This window comes from Radiobacillus deserti (assembly GCF_007301515.1).
Lineage (GTDB): Bacteria > Bacillota > Bacilli > Bacillales > Amphibacillaceae > Radiobacillus > Radiobacillus deserti.
The window spans coordinates 3,045,349-3,067,097 of the sequence record NZ_CP041666.1; the positions used below are offsets into that span (position 1 = coordinate 3,045,349).

The 21,749-nt window shown below is 33.8% G+C and carries 27 protein-coding genes and 1 pseudogene; 1 reads left to right on the plus strand and 27 read right to left on the minus strand.

Annotated elements, in window-relative coordinates; genetic code table 11:
* Window positions 1–460 precede the first annotated feature (460 nt).
* The 6 genes from FN924_RS16015 to FN924_RS16035 form a co-directional block, all read right to left on the minus strand.
* Window positions 461–1,393, minus strand: coding sequence for an aldo/keto reductase (locus tag FN924_RS16015; protein ID WP_143896196.1), 933 nt, complete (start codon window positions 1,391–1,393; stop codon window positions 461–463).
* Between the two features lie 89 nt (window positions 1,394–1,482).
* A complete protein-coding gene (locus tag FN924_RS16020) occupies window positions 1,483–1,938 on the minus strand; it encodes a MarR family winged helix-turn-helix transcriptional regulator (RefSeq protein ID WP_143896198.1) in 456 nt (151 codons plus the stop codon).
* Between the two features lie 144 nt (window positions 1,939–2,082).
* Window positions 2,083–2,217, minus strand: a complete 135-nt coding sequence (locus tag FN924_RS19625; protein WP_267129000.1) for a hypothetical protein — start codon at window positions 2,215–2,217, stop codon at window positions 2,083–2,085.
* Window positions 2,218–2,313: 96 nt separating this feature from the next.
* Window positions 2,314–2,715 (minus strand): cytidine deaminase, encoded by a 402-nt coding sequence (locus tag FN924_RS16025; protein ID WP_143896200.1) that lies wholly within the window; start codon window positions 2,713–2,715, stop codon window positions 2,314–2,316.
* A gap of 145 nt (window positions 2,716–2,860) precedes the next feature.
* The gene (locus FN924_RS16030) at window positions 2,861–3,562 is read right to left on the minus strand and encodes a DinB family protein (RefSeq protein ID WP_143896202.1); all 702 of its coding nucleotides are present in this window, start codon (window positions 3,560–3,562) and stop codon (window positions 2,861–2,863) included.
* 821 nt (window positions 3,563–4,383) lie between these two features.
* Window positions 4,384–4,902 (minus strand): NUDIX hydrolase, encoded by a 519-nt coding sequence (locus FN924_RS16035; protein ID WP_143896204.1) that lies wholly within the window; start codon window positions 4,900–4,902, stop codon window positions 4,384–4,386.
* 267 nt (window positions 4,903–5,169) lie between these two features.
* Between FN924_RS16035 and FN924_RS16040 the strand changes: the two genes are divergently transcribed.
* Window positions 5,170–5,514 (plus strand): hypothetical protein, encoded by a 345-nt coding sequence (locus FN924_RS16040; RefSeq protein ID WP_143896206.1) that lies wholly within the window; start codon window positions 5,170–5,172, stop codon window positions 5,512–5,514.
* A 197-nt stretch (window positions 5,515–5,711) separates the two neighbouring features.
* Here FN924_RS16040 and FN924_RS16045 read toward each other — a convergent pair whose 3' ends face one another.
* The 21 genes and pseudogenes from FN924_RS16045 to FN924_RS16140 all read right to left on the minus strand — a co-directional run bounded on the left by FN924_RS16045 (window position 5,712) and on the right by FN924_RS16140 (window position 21,534).
* Window positions 5,712–6,326: a helix-turn-helix domain-containing protein gene (locus FN924_RS16045; RefSeq protein ID WP_143896209.1), complete on the minus strand. Its 615-nt coding sequence runs from the start codon at window positions 6,324–6,326 to the stop codon at window positions 5,712–5,714.
* A 181-nt stretch (window positions 6,327–6,507) separates the two neighbouring features.
* The gene (locus tag FN924_RS16050) at window positions 6,508–6,729 is read right to left on the minus strand and encodes a hypothetical protein (RefSeq protein ID WP_143896211.1); all 222 of its coding nucleotides are present in this window, start codon (window positions 6,727–6,729) and stop codon (window positions 6,508–6,510) included.
* A 14-nt stretch (window positions 6,730–6,743) separates the two neighbouring features.
* Window positions 6,744–7,256, minus strand: a complete 513-nt coding sequence (locus tag FN924_RS16055) for a tubby C-terminal domain-like protein (protein ID WP_143896213.1) — start codon at window positions 7,254–7,256, stop codon at window positions 6,744–6,746.
* A 128-nt stretch (window positions 7,257–7,384) separates the two neighbouring features.
* Entirely contained in the window at window positions 7,385–8,617 is a 1,233-nt protein-coding gene (locus FN924_RS16060; RefSeq protein WP_143896215.1) for an MFS transporter, read from the minus strand.
* Window positions 8,618–8,725: 108 nt separating this feature from the next.
* Window positions 8,726–9,295 (minus strand): DUF2087 domain-containing protein, encoded by a 570-nt coding sequence (locus FN924_RS16065; RefSeq protein WP_143896218.1) that lies wholly within the window; start codon window positions 9,293–9,295, stop codon window positions 8,726–8,728.
* A 110-nt stretch (window positions 9,296–9,405) separates the two neighbouring features.
* Window positions 9,406–10,650, minus strand: coding sequence for an MFS transporter (locus FN924_RS16070; RefSeq protein ID WP_143896220.1), 1,245 nt, complete (start codon window positions 10,648–10,650; stop codon window positions 9,406–9,408).
* Window positions 10,651–10,707: 57 nt separating this feature from the next.
* Window positions 10,708–11,310, minus strand: coding sequence for a TetR/AcrR family transcriptional regulator (locus FN924_RS16075; RefSeq protein WP_143897257.1), 603 nt, complete (start codon window positions 11,308–11,310; stop codon window positions 10,708–10,710).
* A 142-nt stretch (window positions 11,311–11,452) separates the two neighbouring features.
* On the minus strand, window positions 11,453–11,704 hold the full coding sequence (locus FN924_RS16080; protein WP_228409485.1) for a hypothetical protein: 252 nt from the start codon (window positions 11,702–11,704) through the stop codon (window positions 11,453–11,455).
* Window positions 11,679–12,710: an IS91 family transposase gene (locus tag FN924_RS16085; RefSeq protein WP_158634049.1), complete on the minus strand. Its 1,032-nt coding sequence runs from the start codon at window positions 12,708–12,710 to the stop codon at window positions 11,679–11,681. Before FN924_RS16085 ends, FN924_RS16080 begins: the two co-directional genes overlap by 26 nt.
* Complete coding sequence (locus FN924_RS16090; RefSeq protein WP_143896224.1) at window positions 12,694–12,912, minus strand: transposase zinc-binding domain-containing protein; 219 nt, start codon at window positions 12,910–12,912, stop codon at window positions 12,694–12,696. Before FN924_RS16090 ends, FN924_RS16085 begins: the two co-directional genes overlap by 17 nt.
* Window positions 12,913–13,118: 206 nt before the next feature.
* Window positions 13,119–13,580, minus strand: a pseudogene (locus FN924_RS19440) (ISL3 family transposase); the annotation flags it as partial.
* A gap of 186 nt (window positions 13,581–13,766) precedes the next feature.
* Window positions 13,767–13,940 carry a hypothetical protein gene (locus tag FN924_RS18990; RefSeq protein ID WP_158634050.1) on the minus strand — a complete coding sequence of 58 codons (174 nt, stop codon included), beginning with the start codon at window positions 13,938–13,940 and terminating at the stop codon, window positions 13,767–13,769.
* A gap of 13 nt (window positions 13,941–13,953) precedes the next feature.
* Window positions 13,954–14,649: a hypothetical protein gene (locus FN924_RS16100; RefSeq protein ID WP_143896228.1), complete on the minus strand. Its 696-nt coding sequence runs from the start codon at window positions 14,647–14,649 to the stop codon at window positions 13,954–13,956.
* 581 nt (window positions 14,650–15,230) lie between these two features.
* Entirely contained in the window at window positions 15,231–15,359 is a 129-nt protein-coding gene (locus FN924_RS16105) for a sigma factor (protein ID WP_143896230.1), read from the minus strand.
* Window positions 15,360–15,629: 270 nt separating this feature from the next.
* Window positions 15,630–15,938: a hypothetical protein gene (locus FN924_RS16110; protein WP_143896232.1), complete on the minus strand. Its 309-nt coding sequence runs from the start codon at window positions 15,936–15,938 to the stop codon at window positions 15,630–15,632.
* 62 nt (window positions 15,939–16,000) lie between these two features.
* On the minus strand, window positions 16,001–16,360 hold the full coding sequence (locus tag FN924_RS16115) for a hypothetical protein (protein ID WP_143896234.1): 360 nt from the start codon (window positions 16,358–16,360) through the stop codon (window positions 16,001–16,003).
* 220 nt (window positions 16,361–16,580) lie between these two features.
* Entirely contained in the window at window positions 16,581–17,294 is a 714-nt protein-coding gene (locus FN924_RS16120; RefSeq protein ID WP_228409486.1) for a VC0807 family protein, read from the minus strand.
* Window positions 17,295–17,825: 531 nt separating this feature from the next.
* Window positions 17,826–18,905 (minus strand): NAD(P)H-dependent flavin oxidoreductase, encoded by a 1,080-nt coding sequence (locus FN924_RS16125; RefSeq protein ID WP_143896236.1) that lies wholly within the window; start codon window positions 18,903–18,905, stop codon window positions 17,826–17,828.
* Between the two features lie 637 nt (window positions 18,906–19,542).
* Window positions 19,543–19,965, minus strand: a complete 423-nt coding sequence (locus FN924_RS16130; protein WP_228409487.1) for a hypothetical protein — start codon at window positions 19,963–19,965, stop codon at window positions 19,543–19,545.
* A 194-nt stretch (window positions 19,966–20,159) separates the two neighbouring features.
* Window positions 20,160–20,660 carry a GNAT family N-acetyltransferase gene (locus tag FN924_RS16135; protein ID WP_143896240.1) on the minus strand — a complete coding sequence of 167 codons (501 nt, stop codon included), beginning with the start codon at window positions 20,658–20,660 and terminating at the stop codon, window positions 20,160–20,162.
* 343 nt (window positions 20,661–21,003) lie between these two features.
* Complete coding sequence (locus tag FN924_RS16140) at window positions 21,004–21,534, minus strand: DinB family protein (protein ID WP_407691996.1); 531 nt, start codon at window positions 21,532–21,534, stop codon at window positions 21,004–21,006.
* Window positions 21,535–21,749: the final 215 nt, after the last annotated feature.

The window sequence follows — 21,749 nt, forward strand, 5'->3', positions numbered from 1 at the left end:
ATAGCGAACACCTTATTAAACTTTACTGCCCCGTTACTTTAAGTACAACTATTCACACATTTATTTTAACATAAAATTCCAATACATCTTCTTGCTACAAAGAAAAAGGAACGCCGATTGACGTTCCTCTTGTTTAACTCTAACTCCCGGTAGTTTAAGTACAAAACTTCACATACTATAACCGTATAATTCATTTAAAAAGCCTATAATTGAAAGATATACCTTTTCTCCAAAGAAAAACATATTTTCTTCTTTAAAGACAAATAATGCAAGGAATCCAAGCTGCATTCCACCGAAAACATTATTCAAACAGAGGCTGGAATACGTGTAAATTCCACAAAGTACAGTTTAAATAACAGCGTAACTTGGATCTTAAATTCGCACACTACTTATTTATGAAAGAGACATATAGTAAAAAATCTTTAAAGTAAACCTTCCGTTTAAATCCCGTTTTGTTATCTTATCGACTCATGAATTTATTGACTAAGGCTCCCAAACCTTTAGCTGCTTTGACAGCATCCAGCCTCTTCATTGTTTTTTCATTAAAGCGAATACTGCCTACAGCAATATTCTGCTCAAGATGACTAATTGATGTTGTGCCCGGGATGATTAAAGTATTATCAGTGTGTTGTAATAACCAAGCTAAACCAACCTGCACCGGTGAAATACCCATTTCTTTTGCGACCTCTTGTACTACAGGATCGGCAGTGACCTTTGCTGAACCTGGCAGTCCTCCTCCGAGAGGGAAAAATGGAACCCATGCTATTCCTTCCTTTTTACACAATTCAAGAACAGGTTCCTGACTGCGAGAAGTAAGGTTATATTGATTTTGTACACAGACAATTCCAGATGGTAATGCCTTCTCAAGCTCTTCAAGACTCACTGAACTTAAACCTATTGCTCCGAATAATCCTTCGTCTCTCATGGCAATCAACTCTGCCATTTGATCATCAAAATTTATCTTTTGACTTGGTTTCAAAGGAAATGTACCAGGTGCGATACGTCTGAAATTTACAATATTCAGATGATCTGTCTTCAGGCTTTTAAGGTTATCCTGTATGTGCTGACGCAATTCTTCTGGACGTTGAGCTGGAAGCATAGGTAGAGGTCCCCTTTTGGTCGGTTTTGCACCGATTTTCGTAACAAATACAGCATCCTTCTCATTGCCCAATTCCTCTGCAAGATAACGATTAGCGATGCCGTTTCCGTAGAAATCTGCTGTATCAAAATGATTTACACCAAGCTCATAAGCTTTTCTCAAAATAGCTTTTGCATCTGCTTCTTCTTTTAGTTTGGGGAGCTGCATGGTTCCATAGCCCACTCTTGCTACTTCAATTTCTCCAAGGCTATAAGTTCCACCTGGGCGATTTGTGTTTTCATTTAAATTTGACATAATAATTCTCCTTTGTTTTTAGTATTTATTTTTTACACTGTAAACTATTAGGTATTTTTAAATGCAGGTTTCCCTGCATTAGATACTCACTAATTATTATTCTCAGACATGGCAGAAATAAGTTTTTGCATAAGTCTTATTATTTCTTTGGTTTCTTCTTCTCCAAGACTTTTAAATGCACCTACCATCATGTTGTACATGGATTTCAATTCTGACATGATATGTGCTTTTCCAGCATCTGTAATAGTGACAAGTATGTTTCTGCGATTTTCTTTGTCAATTTCTCGCTCAATCTTACCCTTTTTCTCAAGGGTTTTTAGAATAGATGATATGCGACCCTTAGTAGTATTCATTGTCTCACTGAGATATGTCGGCGAAACAGGTCTCTCACTTTTAAGCAGAATTTTAAGCACAAAATTTTCCCCTTGGGAAATCCGGGCGATTTTTTCCGACACACTGAAATCATCACTTACCATAATCTTTTCAAAGGCATTGATTGCATCTATGACATATTCGGGTTCATCTGGACTTAATATATTATTCATTTTCAACACCTCTTCTACAGTTAACAGTTTATACTGTTAAGTTTTTATAGTCAATACCTTTCTTTTGTTAAAAGGACCGACTGCTTTTCACAATCGTACCCGCTATTTGAATTATAATGACCATCTTTCCACTTTAAGATAGCATTATTTTTTATCTCTTATTTCTTCTAAAACTTGTATTATACGATTATTTTGTTTTTCAATTGATTTTAGCTTTTTCTCAATAATACTGGATGAAAAGAAAACAATGAGTAAGATTGCAATTCCAACAATATCCAAATTTATTCCTCCTAATGATTTTTACTATGTAATAACCATTAAATCCGAGTCTATACTACTGTTTCAGATAAGCCACTCGTTAGTTAATATTTAAAATTACTCTTCATAGGCTTTATACCAATGATAAGGTTGTATTTCTTTTAATGTTTTATAATCTAATTTACCATTTGGATTAGTTACAGCGGCTTTTACATTTTCTCCCCAGTAAAAAAGTCTTTCTTGACATACACCACAGGGAGTTAAGACTGTAAATTCAGCATTTTCATCTTCCCTTACAACACAAACAGTATGTGTGACCCTAGTATTAAGTTTATGTGCTTCAAGAATCGCACCTGTTTCAATACATAATTCAGTTGAAGCATTGATAACGTCTGGTGATACACTTGTTAAGATTTGATCATCTTCAGTATACATCGCTGCGGCACCACCCCAACCGGAAGGGTATCTTTTTTCTATCAAATCTATTGCTGCTTGGTAAAGTTTTTGTTCAATGTTCATCTTCTTATTCTCCTTGAATCTTCGCTCTAATGATACCTTAACAGAATTTTGTTTGTTGCACTAAACTTCCCTCTATATAGAAAGGTGGATACCTTGTAAGAATTCGCTCTCGTTAGCTCATTAACAAATCAGGTCATCCTCACACTTATCCCAATTTCCTCATCTTCTTATGGAGTTTGTCCTTTATACGAATGCATTTATTTAAGTGTAGAAGTATATGCCTTGTAGCAGGCATCAGAATTAAACCTGCAATGTCTTTTTTGCTCCAGTATTCAGCTAACCATTTAGATTTTGACATTACTGCATTTTCATCAAATAACCGTTTAATTCTGTTTGGTTCAACTTTCATCTTAAATTGTTCAGGGCTTACCAAAGAAATAATTTCTTGTGTACGATTACCGACTGCTTCTCTATATTCTAATAATGAATTAAAATCAATTTTTGAGCTTAATACAGCAATGTCTTCTTCACTCATATCATTTCCAGAATGAAGAAAAGAGATGTTCATTTTCTCAAGCCAGTTTGCAGTATGAAGAACTTGTTGTTTATCAATGACTAATATATTCATCGTCATATCTTCAATACGGGTAATATGCCAAAGATGCCACGCAATAGAATTTCTAGTATCAGGATTTGAAACTGGATATTGTCTAAATACTTTTTCATCCAAGTCACTCACTAATTCATCTGCTAAGGTTACATTCAAATTACTAATTGAGGAAGAGTGAAGAAAAGAATGCAATGATAAGAATAATTCGATTGCTTCATTATGTTTTTCTGGACTTAACAGAATTTCTCTAAATTTTTTATGGTTTTCATTCCAAATTTTACGTTGATCTTTATCCACTCAAAACATCTCCCCATATAATTTTAATTACAACTATTCACATTGATTTTAACATAAAATTCCAATAAACGTTGTCGCTTCAAGAAAAAAGGAACGCCGATTGACGTTCCTCTTGTTTAACTCTTGCACCCTTTAGTTGAAAAGTTTAACCTTAACAATCTACAATCTTATGCAGTTGGTTCTACCATTTGTGACATCAGTAAGGCGAAAATGAAAAATACCCCACTTCCTATGGAGACTAATATTGCAAAAATTGCAAGGGAATTTTTTCCGTATTTTTAAAAAGAGAAAAAACACCAAAAATCAAAGATAAAATAATAGACAACGCAACAAGAAAAACACCAAAATCAGGATGGATTCTTATTATTCCATATATCAGCGCAAAGAAAAAAGGCATAGAAAAGATACTTAAAAGTAATGACCAGTAGCTTATCAACATTTCTGCCTAATAGTTAAGAAAGGATTGAAACTCTTCCACAAACGTTACTTTTTTCTTCTAAACTAAAAGATATTATAAACTTATTCTTTTCAACTTTTCTTCCTTGTTACTTCAACCAAAAAAGACGAATCCCCTTGTTTAACATTGGTACCCTTTAATTTAAGTGTGTCATTTCACATTCTATTATTACTTCGAACCTTCGTTACTATTGGAAAAGTATTCCCACACCCTCAAAGTAAACCAAAAGAGGAAAACAGATAAAACGTCACAATCTATTTTACTTTTTAAAACCTAATTCTCTATATGATTAATCAATGCAATTAACACCTTCTGTTGTGTTCTTACAAGATTTTTATATAGTTTGTTTATTTGCACGTTACATTTAAAGACGAATAGACCCATAATGATGTCTACCCTCAAAAAGAAACGCAATGATACTTTCATAATAGGGTATAAATGTTTCAAGTTCGATGAGCTTTAAAATTTCCTCTTTAGAAGCCCATTTGACTGCTTTTACCTCTTCAGTCTGCAATGTCAAATCTTTCAAATCGTAATCATATTTAAGTAAATAGTAGTCATCAAAGCCACGCTCAAAGTTAATAGTAAGATGTGGACGTATCTTTTCAAAGTTATAATGAATCCCCAACTCCTCAAATAACTCTCGTGAAGCCGCCTGCTGACTTGTATCGCCTGCAATCGCACTACCACCACAAGTGATGTCCCAAAGGTTCGGCCATCCTTGCTTAAAGGGTTGACGCTGTTGAATGAGCATCTCTCCTTTTGAATTAAATATACATACGTGTACTACTAAATGAAATTCGTCAGATGTCATTTCGTCTCCACGAGTTATTTGTTTTTTTATTTTATTACGATGCTTATCATATAGATCCCACTTTTCCATTGCTTAACCCCTTTTTAAAAATTCTGTCGTAGACAAACCTGCTATTTACTTCAACAGAAAAGGTACTAATCCTTCATTGATCAGCACCTTCATCCATCGCAGTAATAACCAATAATTTTGGTTTACCTCCTATTTGTTAATCAAATCATCAATAGTGCCAAAAATGTTTGTATGCAAGTCTAGAATTCGCGTTTGCGAAATAAGATGTAATGATGGATTGGTCCAAGTCATATTATTTTGATAACTAAAATTATTGGGGGTCTTTTAGTGAAAAAATATTTGTTATATGGTGTTTGTTCTGTGTTAATTATTATTATAGCGTTTTTTTTAGTTAAACAAATCCCGTTAATGATACATTCCCATATAGCACAAGAAGCCCATGAGAAAATTGAGGATTCTGGTGTAAGTATGGATATAAAAGAACATTTAAAAAACGAGGGGTTTTCAGAGTACTCTGTTATGCAATATTCTTCATTAGAGGACATTCAATTAATATTTAGTGGTTCAACGAAACTTAAAGATGAAGAAAAATCAAACATCAAACAAATTGTTCAAAACGTCGCAAAAGACAATGGGTTTGATCCACATTCCTTTAACATCAAATTTGAATAGCTTAAACAAGAGGAAGAACTAACACCCCTATAACTTTGAACGGTTCATCATACTTACTGTTTAAATAAGAACATATCTGAATAACAATCCATAACTTTGTAATAAATCGTGAACTAGTAAAGAGAAAATACGACAAAACGATCACCTTAAAACGGTGATCGTCTTTTATGAGGGGGGTATTTTGTTAACAAAGTGAATTACAATTTGTTTTCAGTTGTTCTCCAAACTGGTAGGAAAAATTTATTATTAAGGATAATCAAGAGCAAAGCTCCACACATTAATGTACACAAAGTGCTAATGCCTCTCGCAAAAGGTAGGAGGAAATATAAAAAGAATGTGAAACTAAAAAGCAAGTCAAGGATTACTATTTTCTTGGGGCCAGATTTTCTATGAAAGTAATCCCTTGAAGACCAGAGTATTAAGCCCAACCCAAGAATAAATAGTGATCCCCAATACCAATTAAGCGTTAAATCTCTTTGATCAGAATAGGCACCAATTCCGCCTAGAAAGGATATTAAGGTAAGAATTCGACCATAGAAAGCTGATAATTGCATTTTTTTATCCTTATTCATTTGCTCCATCCTGCTTATCTCGCTCTTCTTGTCCTTTATACATGTTTCAGGTGCTATTATTTCATTGACTTCACAGTTAAATAGTTCAGCTAGTTTTATTAGATTATTTGTAGATGGTTCTGATTGATCCGTTTCCCATTTTGAGACTGCTTGTCTACTAACGTTTAGTTTTTCAGCCACATACTCTTGTGAAAATTTCAAGGATACTCTTTTATTTCTAATATTAATTCCTAATGACATCAATCAACATTCCCTTCCATTCAAGTCACTGTCATCGTATAATTTTCACTGGTTGCTTACCACCAACTAAAGCGCAACTATTGGTTGCGCTGCTCAAAACATCAAAATTCATCAGGTAAAAAGCGCGGTATCATAAAGAATAATACAGGTAACAGAATTAGTCCTATTAAGCCACTATATTTTAATTGGCTGGTTTCATTTTTGTAGGAAGCAGGAAAAATGGATAATATGGAAATCCAAGCAATGCAACTCCTATGTATAGAAATCGATAATATTTGATCGTTGAATGATCATAATATAAATCAATATAAAAAAAGATAAAAAACAAGAAGTAAGATAAAGTAATAGAAATGAACGAGATAGACAAACGAAGGAATAACCAATTGTTATTCAATGCAATCATTTTATACTGCCTCATTAAAATCGACTCGATAACCAAAATACATAGGTAATACCTGCAAAAAGAGTGGGTGCAATCACGCTATCCAAGTTTTCTGTCTCCATTACGATCTTCGAATGGAACAAAAATCCAGTAGATTTAGTTTCCCCAACCTGTTTGTCATTTATAGTAATGACTCCGTTTCCTTTCCATGTTGCTTGAATTGAGAGTTCAGAGGACTGGTCAAGCTTTACATGGATTCGGTGTTTTTTCTTTATCCTTTTTTCCATCGCCATTTCGGCTATGACCAATTCATCTTTGTATATGCTCCAGCGATCTCCACGATCCAATGCTGCCGATTCTTTCTCTATTTTGTAGTTTTCTTCTCTAGAGGAGACCTTTATATTAATATTATCAATTGGATTTCCTAAAATTCTTTCCTCCTGTGAATGAAACCAACGTGCCATTTCTCCTATTTTTTCTCCATCTCTTTCTATTGTTATTTCTTTGGTTGTAACACCAATTTGTGGGCGATTAAAGATAATTTTCATATGTGAAATCCTCTCATGATATAGGACCTGATATAGGACCTTAAATCTACTAAGTTTTATTGGAGTTATTGTACTACCAATCACTTCTAAATACACGAACCAGTAATGGATCGTATCGTCATTTCTTTCTACAAGCTCCTTCTTAGTTTCCTTTTCTCATGCAGTAAATCAACTTGTAAAAATAAAAGGGCGTATAGGATGGTAAGGATCATATACGTAATCCCCACAAGGAAGCTTAAGGACCTTGGTTCGAAAACCTCCAGCAAAATTCCTACTATTCCCATGGAAATTCCTAATGTAGTATTGGCTATCATGGTAGTCAAGCCGAAAAAAGTACCATGCATGGATTTCGGTATGATTTTCATCGTAATGGTGGTTAGGCAGATGTTACTTATTCCGCCTACAAACGTAATAAATAATACCGTTAACAGGGCTACTATAAACGATGGAGCAATACTTAATAGCAGGTGTCCAATCCCCTCAAATGCAATAAAAACAACCGTAAGTGTCACTAACTTTTGCTTCAGTAGATTGGAAAGGAATGAACTTAAAACAAACCCTATTCCTAAAAAAGCATAAATAAACCCAACACCTAAATCTCCCGTTTGAAAAACCTCTAATGCATATACACTCATTAACACATTATCAATACCGTTAGCCAATGGCATAGTCCATTCCACAAAAAGAATGACGATTAATGCAAAAGAGCCGATAATCAGCTTATGTGCAGATTTTTTATGAGTAGATGTTTTTGGCTGCTTAACGTTCACTTTAGCTTTGGTTGTTACCGGTATTGATATTTTGGATAGGAGCAATGCAGCTATTAGAAAACTTATACCATCTAAAAGAAAAGGGATATGTAATCCAAATAAATAGGAAATAATTCCTCCAGAACTTGAACCGAAAACAAGGACAACGCCTACCATAATTTGTTCGATTGCATTCACATACAATAATCTATCCTGTTTCACCATTGCAGGTATCGATGCCATTCTGATTGGGGCATATAAAGCCTCTCCTAACGCTAGACAAAATACGCTCATAAATATAATCCACAATTGCTCGGAATCATGCACGAAAATAGGAGCCAGAGCAAATGGAGCTCGAATCACATCCATCGTAATTAATAATTTCTTCTTTGAAAATCGATCCGCAAGCATTCCACCCAAAGGTGCCATAACTAAAAATGGTATGAGGCGTATGGCAAAGTAAAGTCCAATTGCAGAGCCTGAGCCTGTTAGTTGATAGAGTAATGTAAGAGTTGCAACTTGTGCAAATCTATTTCCTATTCCACTTGCAGTACCGGCCCAAAACAACTTTTGATAGCTTTTCTCCTGCTTCCACGCTTTCCAGTTATTCATTTAATCACCACCAAATTCGATAGTCATCTAATTAGATTAACAAGAAAAAGCCTTGACTTATTTGATAACAAGAAGTCAAGGTCCTGACTGTACTAAAACAGGTTATACTCAAATCAACCACATTTCCTTCGGATTCAACTCATACTCTCCATCTTGTCTATTCATGAAATGACACATGATGAACTCGCGTCGTATCGTTGCATAATCATCATGGAACTGTTTAATATATTCATTGATTTCTTTTTCCTGATACGTACGGCCTATTTTTAAACCTTTCATAAGATGTTCTAGTACTACGAGCTTTTTCTTGCGTTGGGCAGGCAGATTTTTTAGTTTACCATTATCATCAAAGAAATTAGTAATGATGTTGTATTTCTCATCTTTTGACATATGAAATGCTTCCATGTCCTCACCTCTAATCTGTAAAATCGCAGTGGCCATCGATTGAAGTTTTTTCTCATTTAAATGAAAATAGATTGTATTCTTATCACGACGCTGAAAAATAACATCAATTTCTCGTAGCTTCGTAATGTGATAAGAAATAGTAGGTGGTGTCAATCCTAATTTCCCAGCCAGAGCTTGCCCGTGTAAGGGTCCACCCTGTAATAAAGCGATAATTTTTATTCTTGTTTTATCTCCAATTGTTTTATGAAAATTCACTATCCTATCTAGCTGCATGAAAGGCACCCCCAAAGGTCATCTAATTAGATTATAATCTAATTAGATGGGTATCACAATAGTGAAATGTATATTTGTATTCCCCATAGATTTAGAATAAAACAAGATAATCAATTTGGCTGATCACTTTGTGTTTTAATTAGATAATTAAATAACGTTATACTCGCAGCACCCATTATTCCTATTAAAAAAGTTAAAACAAAAGGTGGTAACCAACTACTTATCATCATAAATATCCCTGCTGAACTAACCCCAAGAATGGCTGTAATTGAGTAGAATGCCATATATGTGCTACGAGCATGATCAGGAACCATGTTGGAGAGCATTGCTTGTGAAACCGGAATATACATAATTTCACCCATCGAAGCAAAAAACATAGCTAAAACAAGTATGATTGGCGATTGGCTAATACTGATAATCGCATATCCAGCAAAGAACAAAAACAAACCTATTAATAATACATGTCGATCCTTCCTTTTCCTAATAAAGCCTGTCAACAGCATTGTAAAGCAGACTACAAGAATCGTGTTCTCTGATTTCAATATACCTATAAGATTCACTCCATCGACTTCAAATGGTAGAAATGAAACAAATGGAATAGGAGCAGATATCACCTTTGCCAAACGTACACCGATGTAATTCGTTAACTGCTCTTCAACTGAAATAAACAGAAGACTTGCAAAGGAAAAGATGACAAAAACCCTATGACTCATAATTTTTGTATAAGATTTTACTATTTGGAAGGATTCTCTTCCTATTGGATTATTACTCTGTTGAACCGGTACGTAAGTTTCTTTAATAAATAGATACGTGATGAAGAACGAGAATAATGTCGTAACACCAACACCTAGAAACAAATAAAAAGGATAGTCAAAGAATAAAAAGGCCCCTATCATACTACCAATAGCAAAACCAATATTGCGTATCCAATAGGAATAGGTGTAAATAGACTTTCTTTCTTCTGGAGTACTCCTATCAATAATTAAAGCTTGATAAACAGGAGTTCCTGCGCCGTTACTAAACAGAATCAAAATAAAGAACACAAATGTGACATAAGGAAACACTCCCCAGATGGAGTTCGTAAAGGCGACACCGATATACCCAACAAAGATAATTAACTCAGAAATTAGAATAATCTTCTTCCTGCCAATTTTGTCAGAGACATAGCCACCTAGCACCAAACCCAATACATTAGCGCTCATGACGATTAAAAATAAAATACCTGTGATGAAATTTCCAACTTGTTTCGAAAAATATATGATTGAATAAGGGAGTACAGCCGCTGTGGATGTTGAAGTAATAAACATCAGCATTAAGCGAAGTTGAATGGTTTTATCAAAGGACTTAAATATCATTTTTCACCCCTCCATTAACGATTGATTAATCAATCGTTAATAGTGTAAAAAGAAAACCTATTTATAAATAGGTCCAAATAAATTCAATATCGATGAAATATAACTATCCCAAATTTCATCTAGCCTTGTATCTGTCGTATTTAAACGGACCCCGATTAATAGGCTCGTATATAAGGCGGCTACTGTAAATGGCTCTTGTTCAATGAACACTCCTTTGCTCTGTCCATTCTTTACAAGCTGACTAACTTTATCCAGTAGTTTATTATGAAATTGATCCAGTTCACTAAATATTTCAGGAAACTTATTGTGTTGCCCAATCACTTGAACAACAAGTGTTAAATAGGTATTCATTCCGGCAAAAAGATGAATGTGTGTGTTGATCATTTTTTCTATTTCTTTCATTGGATCATCCGCGTCTGCATTAAAGTCAAATAATACTTCGGCATATTTATCCAGCGGCTCTAACACGACTGTACGAAAAAGTTCCTCTTTCTCCTTAAAATAAGTAAAAACACTGCCATAACTAATGTTAGCCGCTTCGGAAACCTTTTTAATCGTTGTCCCCTCATACCCTTCCGTAGCAAAAAGAGTTGTCGCTACCTCGAGAATCGTTTCCCTTCTTTTCTTCATATTTAATTTTTGTTCTTCTGATAAAGGCATATGCTCACCTACTATACGTACGACTGATTGATTAATCATTTGTAAGTATAGCGAAGATTAATTTTCTTGTAAAGAACGGGACACCCATTACTATGGAACAAAATCGCTAACGCGACTAAATTACGTCCCAAGTAATAACTAATTACTTGGGATTTTTTCTCGCTTCAATCATAGTGCCATTACAGTGAGGACAATGTAATTCGACTTCCTCACTATTATTTTTGTCTACACTAAATTCACCGATGATGTACTCTGGTACTTCATCAGTTCCCTTACAATCTAGACACTTAAATATAACAATTTTTATCTCTTCATTTAATCCAAATGGATCCTCTTCGTCCAACCAATCATCAAATTCTTCTGATAGACTATCCTGCCTTTTTTGGTTTGCCAATTCCGTATGTCCTCCTTCTTTCCATCTCTATATCCTCCATATAGTGATACAGCCAACCGTAATCAGAGTTCCATATTCCTACAAGCTCCATCTTTCGATGGCAATAAGGGCATTCAAATGGATCCTTTTCAAAGGATTCAATCATTCGTTGTCGATACGTTTTCTTTTTAGTTTTTTTCTCTAAAAGCAACTCTATCTGTTTCGTTCTTATAAATGCATGCAAACTCAATATTTGTTGTGCCTTATGATGAGACCTTCTACTATACAATCCAAACCTTCCTACCATACGAAAATGTTTTGGTGGTACGTGTTGAAGTATTTCAAATAGGAATCTATACACAGGAATTCTCTTGTCCACTCGTTTACCCGTTTTATGATCTTCATACCAGTAATGAACACTCTTACCGTCGTAATCTTCTATTCGATATTCTGCGATAGCTGGACGAGCCATGTATCTTCCAATATATTTAGCCACTGCTTTAGCGTTTGTCATTTTTTTCTCAGCATTCACATAAAAACCATGGGGGTATCTTTTATATACCTCATTTATAAGGTTAATTACTTTTTGTTTATTAGGAAACCACTCTTTCAATAAATCTAATACTACTTTCTGCCATGATTTTCTCAAATACTCATATGGAATATATCCGTTGTTCACCCACTCATTATTGTTATCTAATGCACCTTCAGTAACTAATGCATGTATATGTGGGTTAAACTTTAAATCTCTACCAAATGTATGTATTACTGTAATGATTCCTGAACGGAATCCTCGCTTTTTACTTTTCCGATAATTATGGAATTGAAAAACTTCAGAAACTTGTTTACTCAATTCATTAAATTTTTTACGATCGTCATAAAATACTTTTCTTATCTCTTGAGGAATGGTGAATACCATATGGCGATGAGTTACATTGAAGATCATTTCCTGTTGTTTATCTGACCAATCATCAATGTACTTTTTTCCGCATCGATGACAAAGCCTACTTTCAAGTGAAACAAACAAATTTAGGCATAGGTTTCCCTTCACATCCTAGACATTCATATCGAGCATACCCTAAATCAGCAGTACCACATCTAATCGTTTTTTCTACTGTTTCTTTAATATGACTACCATAAGATTCGGGAAAATGAGTAGAATGTAATTCCCAAAAACCTGCAAAGTGATCTTTTAATATTTGTTTAATAACTCCAGAACCTTTACTCATCTTTTTCTCCTCGTAAATGATAAGTAGATTTTAGCATAAAGTTATCCACAACTACCGACTTTTATAATTTCCTAGACAAATAAAAAAGCGACTGCTTTTATTTCGCAATCGCCTCCATGTTTATTAGTTAGAAAAGACCTCTATATGTGTGCTGAATCCTAAAAGTACGGTTTGGTCAAGGGGGACCCCTATTTCCTCATCAGCGGTTTCCCTTCTGCAGTATCTCCTTTATATTCATCCATAGCTATTACTGGAGGTAATGTGTCGACTTCTTTTAGACTAGTAGCTGCCAATTGATCAAATCTACGTATAGCTGTTGTTTGAGAAGTTCTGAACTGTCCCGCAGTATCTTTAAAGTTTTTCCCTTGAATAACACGAAGCCCTGGGCTTGATTCCATTCTATTTAATGTTTTTGATATCGCTCTACAGCTTGATACTTCTCAGGAAATCTCTTTCCACAAGTGCACATATATCTTCGCTTTCGATACGTTCTTTCAAAGATTTTTAAGTATTGTAGTTTTATGGGTACGGCTTGTATTCTCCCCACAAGCAGGACAACGGCGCTTCTTAACTGGTAGCCTTACGTGTAAGCAATATTTCCCCTCTAGCTCTTCCATCTTAGTGACTATAACACTTTCTAACCCAGGTAATTTCATGCTAAACTGCATATACACGCACCTCCTATACCTTTGATTTGTTTCTCGTCAATTCGGATATAGAAGCTTGCGTGTTTTATTATGCTTATTTTTTATACCCCAACATATATAATAGAGCCGTTTTTTATTAAATGTTACATTCTGGAATAATAGAATAAAAAACGAAATGTCTCTACTACGACATTTCGTTTTTCAATATTACCTGTTTTCTTCGTTACCATTTCTATCCCACTTTAAAATGAAACTTGCGCACATTGCTGAAATAATAAGCAATAAAGATTGGAGTACACTTGGTTTAAAATTCCAAAATATAAAAGCTAAAGAAACTCCCAAAAAGCAAATAGCAATTATTAATCGTTTTTTAAAACTCATTTAAAGTAACTCCTTACTGATATTCAAATCCCCAAATATAAGTATTCCAGGAAATATTGAATTTGATTGCTCTTGCATTTTCACTAACAAATAAGCCTACAATAAAACCTTGTGCTGCAATAAGTAGAGCATGTCCCAATCCAGGAATTAACCAACCTAAAATAGCGGTTCCTCCAGTTATGCCTCCATTTATTATATTTGCGACAGTTGTTTTACTTAACCAGATCTCTGCTCCCCACCAGTGCCAATCTACTTTATTTATGCCGTTATTATGTGAGAACAGTTGAATGCCATCATTTCCCACATTCAAATCATACTCATAACCCGATTTTTCTACCTTTGCCTTAAGTTCTCTGTCAGTCATTTTAAATTGTAAGGTATCATTATCTTTTTTTTCTACTTTTTCATATGACTTTATCATCTTATTAACTTCATGCAATTGCTTTTTAACCAAGTGAAGATTTTCTTTTGTAATCTGTTCTTTTAGTTTTTTATAATTTGTTATTTTAAAATTATTATTTTTAATGCTTATGTATTTATCTGCGATGCTTATAATTTCTTTATCTAGTTTTATATTTTGTTTAGAAATGACTTTTCCCGATACTGTTGGCTGCTTTACTTTTGTCCCTACTTCTGCCTGTGACACAGATGGTAGTATTGTTGAGATTGCTAAAATAATTGTTAAAGTTAACACAAAAATCTTTTTCAAAATAATCTCCTCCTAATATAGTTTACTAATGTTTTATTCTTTGATACTCATTCATTTATTCTTCTAAAAAGGAAGAATAATAATTCTCGTCTATACCCCCCATGCAAAAATTCTGAAGGAGATCTTGGGTTGTATATGTCTATATTAATTTTAACAAAAAATGGATATAATTTTATTGGGAATTGTGTGCCTTTCGGTCCCCATTTATCGATAATTTGGTGAGTAACTTTCCTGAATATAAGAAAGTTTATTGTAAGTTAAGAAATTATCAAAATTAATCATATATAGTAAAACAACAGAGGACAGGAGAACATTCCTTAAATGATTCTCTAAAAAGCACAGTAGACGATTCCGCATGAAACATCATTGGAATACAATTTGCTTGATTTATGTATTCGTGTATATTCTGTAGGTACAGCGATTTTCTATAAAGATTTTTAGAGTAAGTGTAGAATACTTTGTACAGGAATACATAAATACAGCTTTACAGTTTTACAGAATGATAGAAAACGAGGTGTTTTAATAGCTGTTACAATCGCTTTCGGAAATCGAAAAGGGGGTATATTAAGGAAATCGACCACTTATACAACCAATGCTTCTTGCACTTGGTCTTCTGCTTTTTGCCAATCTTTTATGTAGGAATAGGCAAGTCTAACAAGACGGTTGGTATAATCATCTATCCATACTTCTAGAACTTCCTTCTTATTCAAGAATCCCCCTCCTTATCATTTTGTTGTTTTTTGTCTCTCGAAAGTAAGATGTATTTCAATTAGGAAAGGTTCCATTTTTTTATAGGAAAATAAAAAATGGTTGTCATTCATTTCATAACGGGTTCCTTCATCTATCGCAAAAATACAGGCTTAATAGGCATTAATTTGAAAAAACATAAAATGGCTCAGTATCGTGAACTGAGCCATTGTTTAGCTTGTTGAAGTAATCTGCATTATTAACATAATAAAGATCATTCTAAAAGCCTACTATCAATAATAATATCCATTCGATGTTTGCTCAAATACCTTCCAATGTCCGTTCATAACCGAAGAGTGGTAGTTCATCACTATAAAATTTCTTATTTCTCCATCGTCTTCTTTCGTCTGGATTAAATACGTATCCGAACCAAAGTAGTCTGTCTCCATTACTTCAAGTCCCTGGAAGGTATTATCCTCTGAAATTAATTGCTTGAGAGCCGTGTCTTCATTAAATTCTTTCCACATGTTATAGGGTCCAAAAATAGATAGTATGAGGAAAAATAACAAACACACACCTAACCATAGTAGTTTCTTTTTCATATTGTCCCCCTTAGCGTTACATCGAAAAATAACCCGAGCCGTATTTTGAATAAAAGTAAGCTTTACATGTTCGATATTCCGTTAATGAAAATGCTACATAATAAACTGATTGTTGTCAGTCCAGCAACTGGGATGGCAAACCTTTTGTTGTTTTTAAATTTATATATAGCGGTGAAATATCCTGCTGCACATAGCACGAACCATACAGGCATAAAAATGGCATCTGCAATATTCGTTGGAAGTAAAGTGTAACCGCCAGTTAAGAAAAATAACCAATGCAAAACCAACAACGCTACTACGACATAAGAAATGATTCGAGGTGATTTTCCTTCCTCATTTTTTCTAAAAACTATAAAAGGAATAACGAAGGACGTAATGGCAATAACACCTATCATCAATAAAAATATTATGGAAAATCCCATGATGACCACTCCGTTTCAGAATTTTTTGTTCCAAAAATCTTTTTTTCCTTATATTGTATTTCTATAATGTTGATTTTAATACACTTTTTATTGTTAATCAATAAATTATTATTAATTATTGGCATATTATTGTTGTTTTAGTTTACATTAGGCTCTATTAAATATTAAAAAAATGGAACCTCCACACATTGGGAAGTTCCATTTTAAAAATATTAGCTTGTTATAGTTCTTTTCCAATCTTTTCAGACTCTCCATATAACTCTTTTTCAACTTGATTTACTAAAGTAGGATTATCATTTATTATCTTCCCTATGTAGTAGTAACTGATGACTATAAATCCGGTGATTCCCCAACTTATTATTTGTCTTATGAGAACTCCTTTATCAAAAGCTTCCACGCCATATTCTACTATTAGCCATGCTTTTATCGTTGCTATAAGACCACTTCTAATTGCAAACAACAAAGTTACTATCTGGAAAATACGCAAAACTGATTTTTGATAAAAAAGATGCTTACTAAATGTACGATCCTGACCTCGCAACTCTACAAAATCCAAACCAAAATATAAGGCCATTGGTCTCCTTACAAGAATGGTCAATAAGAAAAAAACGCAAATCACTATACTAAAATAAACATTGTTCCAAAGCAGCTGAATAGAAGAACCTGCTAATACATCTATGAGAGTGCCAATTATCAATGTAAAAATTATGTATAACCCAGTTATATTGATTTTTTTCACTTCATAAAAGCGATATAAGCTGTACAGGATAGCTGGCACAGAAGAAGTCAGCATTGCATAATAATCACCAATAAATTCACGCAAACCATTCCAACAAATTAAAGGTAAAATCACATAAAAAATAAGATCTAATAGTGCAATATTTTTACTCAAAGCGTCTTCATCTTCCCTTCCTAACATAGTAATCTTAGACATTACCTATTTGCACCGTACCATTAGGTTAGTCCAAATAAAGTCGAAAAAGCGTAAACCGGAAAGGCAACTCCTATCACTATCAAAACAAAATTCACGAACCATATTAGCTTCCTTTTAACCAGTCAAATAAATCCAAATACTAAAAACAACACCCCAATGATAAGTCTAAAGATAAATTCCAAAAGCTCACTTGCTTCCGCATTCCAACTTCGTTGAACAAGAAAAAATGCTACACGTGATTTTAGATAACTTAAGTGTAGCATTATTTTTCCAAAATATGTATTAAATTCTATTAATCACAAAAATGGTTAGACTGTAATGAGGAAAACCCGAGAAAAGGAATACAACTTAACTCCCCTGCCAGAAGAATATCGACCTATGGAGACACACCTTGTTAGACGCAAGGATTTAGCAACTAATAAAGCTTTATCCTCCTTTATTGAAAAAATTAATAAGTATGAACTGTAAAAAACACATTAGGTATGTCTAATGTATTTTTTATATGTATAGGGCATTCTAGGATGTGTTTTCTTATTTATTACCGAAAATTCTTTTTGATTCCTCAACGACACTTTCTAGTAGAGATTTAACCGTTTGTTTTTTAGCTAACCTTGGACTTTGCCCTGACCAAAGAGACATATATTCGCGGTTATTTTGTAAAGTAGCGGCTTTTCTAATCCCTTTGGTTAGCGAGTTTTGTACGGGGAATTTTGGTAGGGATTCTTCACTTTTCTGCATATCTAAAATAAATCTATTTTTTATTCCTCTTGCCCACTTTCCAGAGAAAGAACGTGTCATAATTGTCTGATCCTCAGGTGTATGGAGAACTTCTTCTTTATGAATCTCGCTTGCTCCACTTTCAATACAAGTTAAAAAAGCTGTACCCATTTGTACCCCTTTAGCTCCTAAGCAAAGAGAAGCCGTTAATCCTCTTCCATCCATAATTCCTCCAGCAGAAATTACAGGAATACTTACATTGTCAACAACTTGTGGTATAAGTGAAAATAGACCAATTTGACTTTCTTGATGGTCTTCTAAAAAATTGCCCCGATGTCCACCTGCTTCGCTTCCCTGAACGACAATCATATCCATTCCACTCTTTTCAATTTCCATTGCTTCTTTGACGGTTGTGGCTGTTCCCAATATTATAATTCCATGCTGTTTTAATTCATGAATTATCTCTATTGAAGGAATACCGAATGTAAAGGAACAAACTGGAATCTTTTCTTCAATTATGACCTTTACTTGGTTGTGGAATGTTTCAAACGCTTTTTTAAATTTGGGAATTTCTATGTCTTCTTTATCCTGTAAATGCAATTGTTCGCGAATAGGTTTTAGTAATTGATTAGCAGTTTTTATTTCATAATCTGTGACATAAAATTCGTTAGGAACAAATAAATTCACCCCAAAAAATTGGGACGTTAGCTTTTTTATTTCTCTGGCCTGCTCTCGAATCTGATTAGCTGTCATGTAGCCCGCTCCAATCATTCCTAAAGCTCCGGAATTAGAAACCTCAGCTACTAATTTAGATGTCGTCACTCCTCCAGCCATAGGTGCTTGTATAATCGGGTACTTAATTTTCAGATTTGCTGTAACATCATTATCAAACATAAATCACACCCCATTTTAAGAAATATTTCGAACAAATCAATTCCAATCTTACTGTTCCTTGTACACTTGCCTTGCAAAACCAAATTTTGTTTTGATACATTTAGTTTAAATGTATCATAGACTAACCCTACCTTAAACGAAGTACACAATGGACGTTTTTAGGATTGATTATCAAGCTTTAATGATTTAACTAAAACATTATTGTTTTAAGTTTATCTGAAATTATAGTAATGATTAAATACTATCTCCTCGTCCGTAGCTGTACAGACGGTGAAATCCTGAACTGCAGGTTCCACATCCGAATATCCATTTTCCCTATAAAGGGTATGGGCAAAAAAATCGCCCATCTAATCCAAAAGTGATTGTAAACTTACTAATAAGTAACGACAAAACGATCACCCTAATTGAGTGATCGTCCTTAATGCCTTGTACTTAATTACCAGTAGATTTGTACTGTGCAACACGTATTCCGTTACTCCTGTACAGACACTCTTTCGCAAATTGTTATACATCGTCCTACGAGGAGAATAATCTTTTCTTTATTTTTTCAAATCAAAGCGCTAATGATTTATCCCCCACCATATCGTCATTATTACAAATATATCGGTATAACCAATGTAATATTTGCAGTTGATATTTATCTTCTAATACTTTGCCCTACTCCAATTACCTTTAACACAAAAACCATAGTTAGAGGTATTATACTAATATTCTTTAAAAAATATAGATATGCATGATACACAGCACTTTCAGCATACCCGTCTAGGCTAAATAACTCAATAATATACAAAAAAGAACTATTTACTAAGATTCTAATAAGAACATTTCCCAATACAGCTAATATCAAAATATAAATAACTAATTGTGCAATGAAAATATGAGGGAAATTATTTTTCAATTTTAACGATGCACTTGCCAGTAATTCATCCCAAAATGTCTTTTGTTTAATTACCGCATATTCTCTTTTTTCCAACAAAGGGACCATTAATACAAACATAATGATTCTAGTGGATTCAACAACCAATTCCAAAATGAGAGGTGTATCTAAATTTTGTAGCATTTGGTACGCACGAATTAACGATGGTATCAAAGCTAGTAACAAAATCGTTACATGTCCATAGAAAAAAGTGATTGAAGAAAATAAAGTACGAAAACCAATACTGACCTGATATTTCAAATCTTTATTTATGATTTTTGCCTCCTTTTATATTCTTATCTGTGCTATACAGTTCGATAGTTCAATGAAAAATGACTTCATATCTTTCTAGAATGTCTTAATTTAATATACGTTGGATATTCTTCTGGAACGTTTTCATATTGAAATTTGAAACCTTTGGCTTCATAAAATGGAATTCCTTTCATATTTCCTTTTTGAACAGACACCCATTGCTCTTTGGCTCCATACTCTTCTTTCTGTTGTTTCGTAACAGCATCTAATAGTTTCGTGCCAATCCCTTCATTTCTTCTTATAGGATCAATGTATATAACGAATAATTCTCCGACCTCTTCACCTATCATTCCCCCGCCAGCCGCACCAACTACTTTTCCGTTCTCAACGGCTACAAAATATCCACCCCAATCACGATTAAATTCTGTTACTTCTCTTAAAATTCTCTCGTGATTATAAAATTCTTCTATCACTCTTTCAATCCATTCTTTTGAGTGTGTTTCCCCATATGTCGCCCAATATCCCCTAATACATACGCTTGAAATTCCTTCCACATGGCTTTCATTAGCCTTCATAATTTTCACCATATTTTTTCTCCTTTTCTTTTTAAATATCCTTTTGAAGTAACCTATCTATCTAAACAAGCCTGCACGTTGAGTTTAAGTGAAGAACATCACAATAAATCTAAATTTCATACTAGAATCTTATAAAAAGCCAATGAATTACTGGGCTTGTTTTCCACGTTTTGGGGATAGTATAACTATAGATGAAGTAAGACAAAAACAATCATCCTAAAATAGGGATTGTCTATTTAATGAGCTGTATTTATAACCGTACGGTTGTCTGTGCAGCAAATGATCTTATGTATTAGTCACGCTTGTCTAATTACGCTATCCAATATAGTGGATAAACAAAGAAGCCATATATAATTTATATGCTAGTAGGTAACATTTTCTTTATTATTCTAATTTGTCCCCGATGATTTATCTCATCTTCAAAGGTATGAAACCAGATAAAGTAATTATTTGATACATTGTTATCCCATAATGCTTCTTCATATAACCATTCATCCGTTCTCTTCTTAAATTCCTCCAGTGTTCTATATCTTACCTCTTCTAATTTGTTTATGTAGAATTCCAAGGGGTATCCTTTAATTGTTTTTCTCCCTTTATCTCCAATTTGATAAGCTGCTCCCCATGCTTCGATTTCTTGTTTATTAGGCTTTCTTTTATCAAAAAGCTCAATTTGAAATCCAAATTCTACAGCAGCCATATGTAATAATAACGCCCCTATTGAATTACCATCTTTGTTTGGTATATAATCCAACTGTTCCGTCGTTAATCCTTTGACAGCATCTAGAGTTGTATATCTCGCATAATCCATCATTGAAACCAAATGTCCTATTTGAGGTGTGTAACCGTCCATTGTTTTTATTTTATATGTCTTACTATCTGCCTTCATTAAGTTCACCTCGTACCATTTTTTCTTACTTTCGCGACCAAATGATTTACTTCTGAAAAGTAAACTCAACACAATTTCATTAATTTTCATACTAAAATCATACCAAAAGATATTAAATGGTTGGTTTTTTCCCGCACAATTAGAAATAATTTATTTCCTTAGTAAATGTAAAAAATCTAGTAATTCTATATAACAAAATAGCGCTCTAGTTGAAG

Excerpts from the sequence above, each read along its gene's own strand:
- FN924_RS16065 (WP_143896218.1), bottom strand. The coding sequence starts at position 9,295 with ATGCAGCTAGATAGGATAGTGAATTTTCATAAAACAATTGGAGATAAA.
- FN924_RS18990 (WP_158634050.1), bottom strand. The coding sequence starts at position 13,940 with ATGAGTTTTAAAAAACGATTAATAATTGCTATTTGCTTTTTGGGAGTT.
- FN924_RS16110 (WP_143896232.1), bottom strand. The coding sequence starts at position 15,938 with ATGAAAAAGAAACTACTATGGTTAGGTGTGTGTTTGTTATTTTTCCTC.
- FN924_RS16120 (WP_228409486.1), bottom strand. The coding sequence starts at position 17,294 with ATGTCTAAGATTACTATGTTAGGAAGGGAAGATGAAGACGCTTTGAGT.
- FN924_RS16055 (WP_143896213.1), bottom strand. The coding sequence starts at position 7,256 with ATGAAAATTATCTTTAATCGCCCACAAATTGGTGTTACAACCAAAGAA.
- FN924_RS16015 (WP_143896196.1), bottom strand. The coding sequence starts at position 1,393 with ATGTCAAATTTAAATGAAAACACAAATCGCCCAGGTGGAACTTATAGC.
- FN924_RS16070 (WP_143896220.1), bottom strand. The coding sequence starts at position 10,650 with ATGATATTTAAGTCCTTTGATAAAACCATTCAACTTCGCTTAATGCTG.
- FN924_RS16125 (WP_143896236.1), bottom strand. The coding sequence starts at position 18,905 with ATGTTTGATAATGATGTTACAGCAAATCTGAAAATTAAGTACCCGATT.
- FN924_RS16140 (WP_407691996.1), bottom strand. The coding sequence starts at position 21,534 with ATGAAGGCAGATAGTAAGACATATAAAATAAAAACAATGGACGGTTAC.
- FN924_RS16135 (WP_143896240.1), bottom strand. The coding sequence starts at position 20,660 with ATGGTGAAAATTATGAAGGCTAATGAAAGCCATGTGGAAGGAATTTCA.
- FN924_RS16130 (WP_228409487.1), bottom strand. The coding sequence starts at position 19,965 with ATGCTACAAAATTTAGATACACCTCTCATTTTGGAATTGGTTGTTGAA.
- FN924_RS16050 (WP_143896211.1), bottom strand. The coding sequence starts at position 6,729 with ATGATTGCATTGAATAACAATTGGTTATTCCTTCGTTTGTCTATCTCG.
- FN924_RS16090 (WP_143896224.1), bottom strand. The coding sequence starts at position 12,912 with ATGAGTAAAGGTTCTGGAGTTATTAAACAAATATTAAAAGATCACTTT.
- FN924_RS16025 (WP_143896200.1), bottom strand. The coding sequence starts at position 2,715 with ATGAACATTGAACAAAAACTTTACCAAGCAGCAATAGATTTGATAGAA.
- FN924_RS16045 (WP_143896209.1), bottom strand. The coding sequence starts at position 6,326 with ATGTCATTAGGAATTAATATTAGAAATAAAAGAGTATCCTTGAAATTT.
- FN924_RS16020 (WP_143896198.1), bottom strand. The coding sequence starts at position 1,938 with ATGAATAATATATTAAGTCCAGATGAACCCGAATATGTCATAGATGCA.
- FN924_RS16060 (WP_143896215.1), bottom strand. The coding sequence starts at position 8,617 with ATGAATAACTGGAAAGCGTGGAAGCAGGAGAAAAGCTATCAAAAGTTG.
- FN924_RS16075 (WP_143897257.1), bottom strand. The coding sequence starts at position 11,310 with ATGCCTTTATCAGAAGAACAAAAATTAAATATGAAGAAAAGAAGGGAA.
- FN924_RS16035 (WP_143896204.1), bottom strand. The coding sequence starts at position 4,902 with ATGGAAAAGTGGGATCTATATGATAAGCATCGTAATAAAATAAAAAAA.
- FN924_RS16115 (WP_143896234.1), bottom strand. The coding sequence starts at position 16,360 with ATGGGATTTTCCATAATATTTTTATTGATGATAGGTGTTATTGCCATT.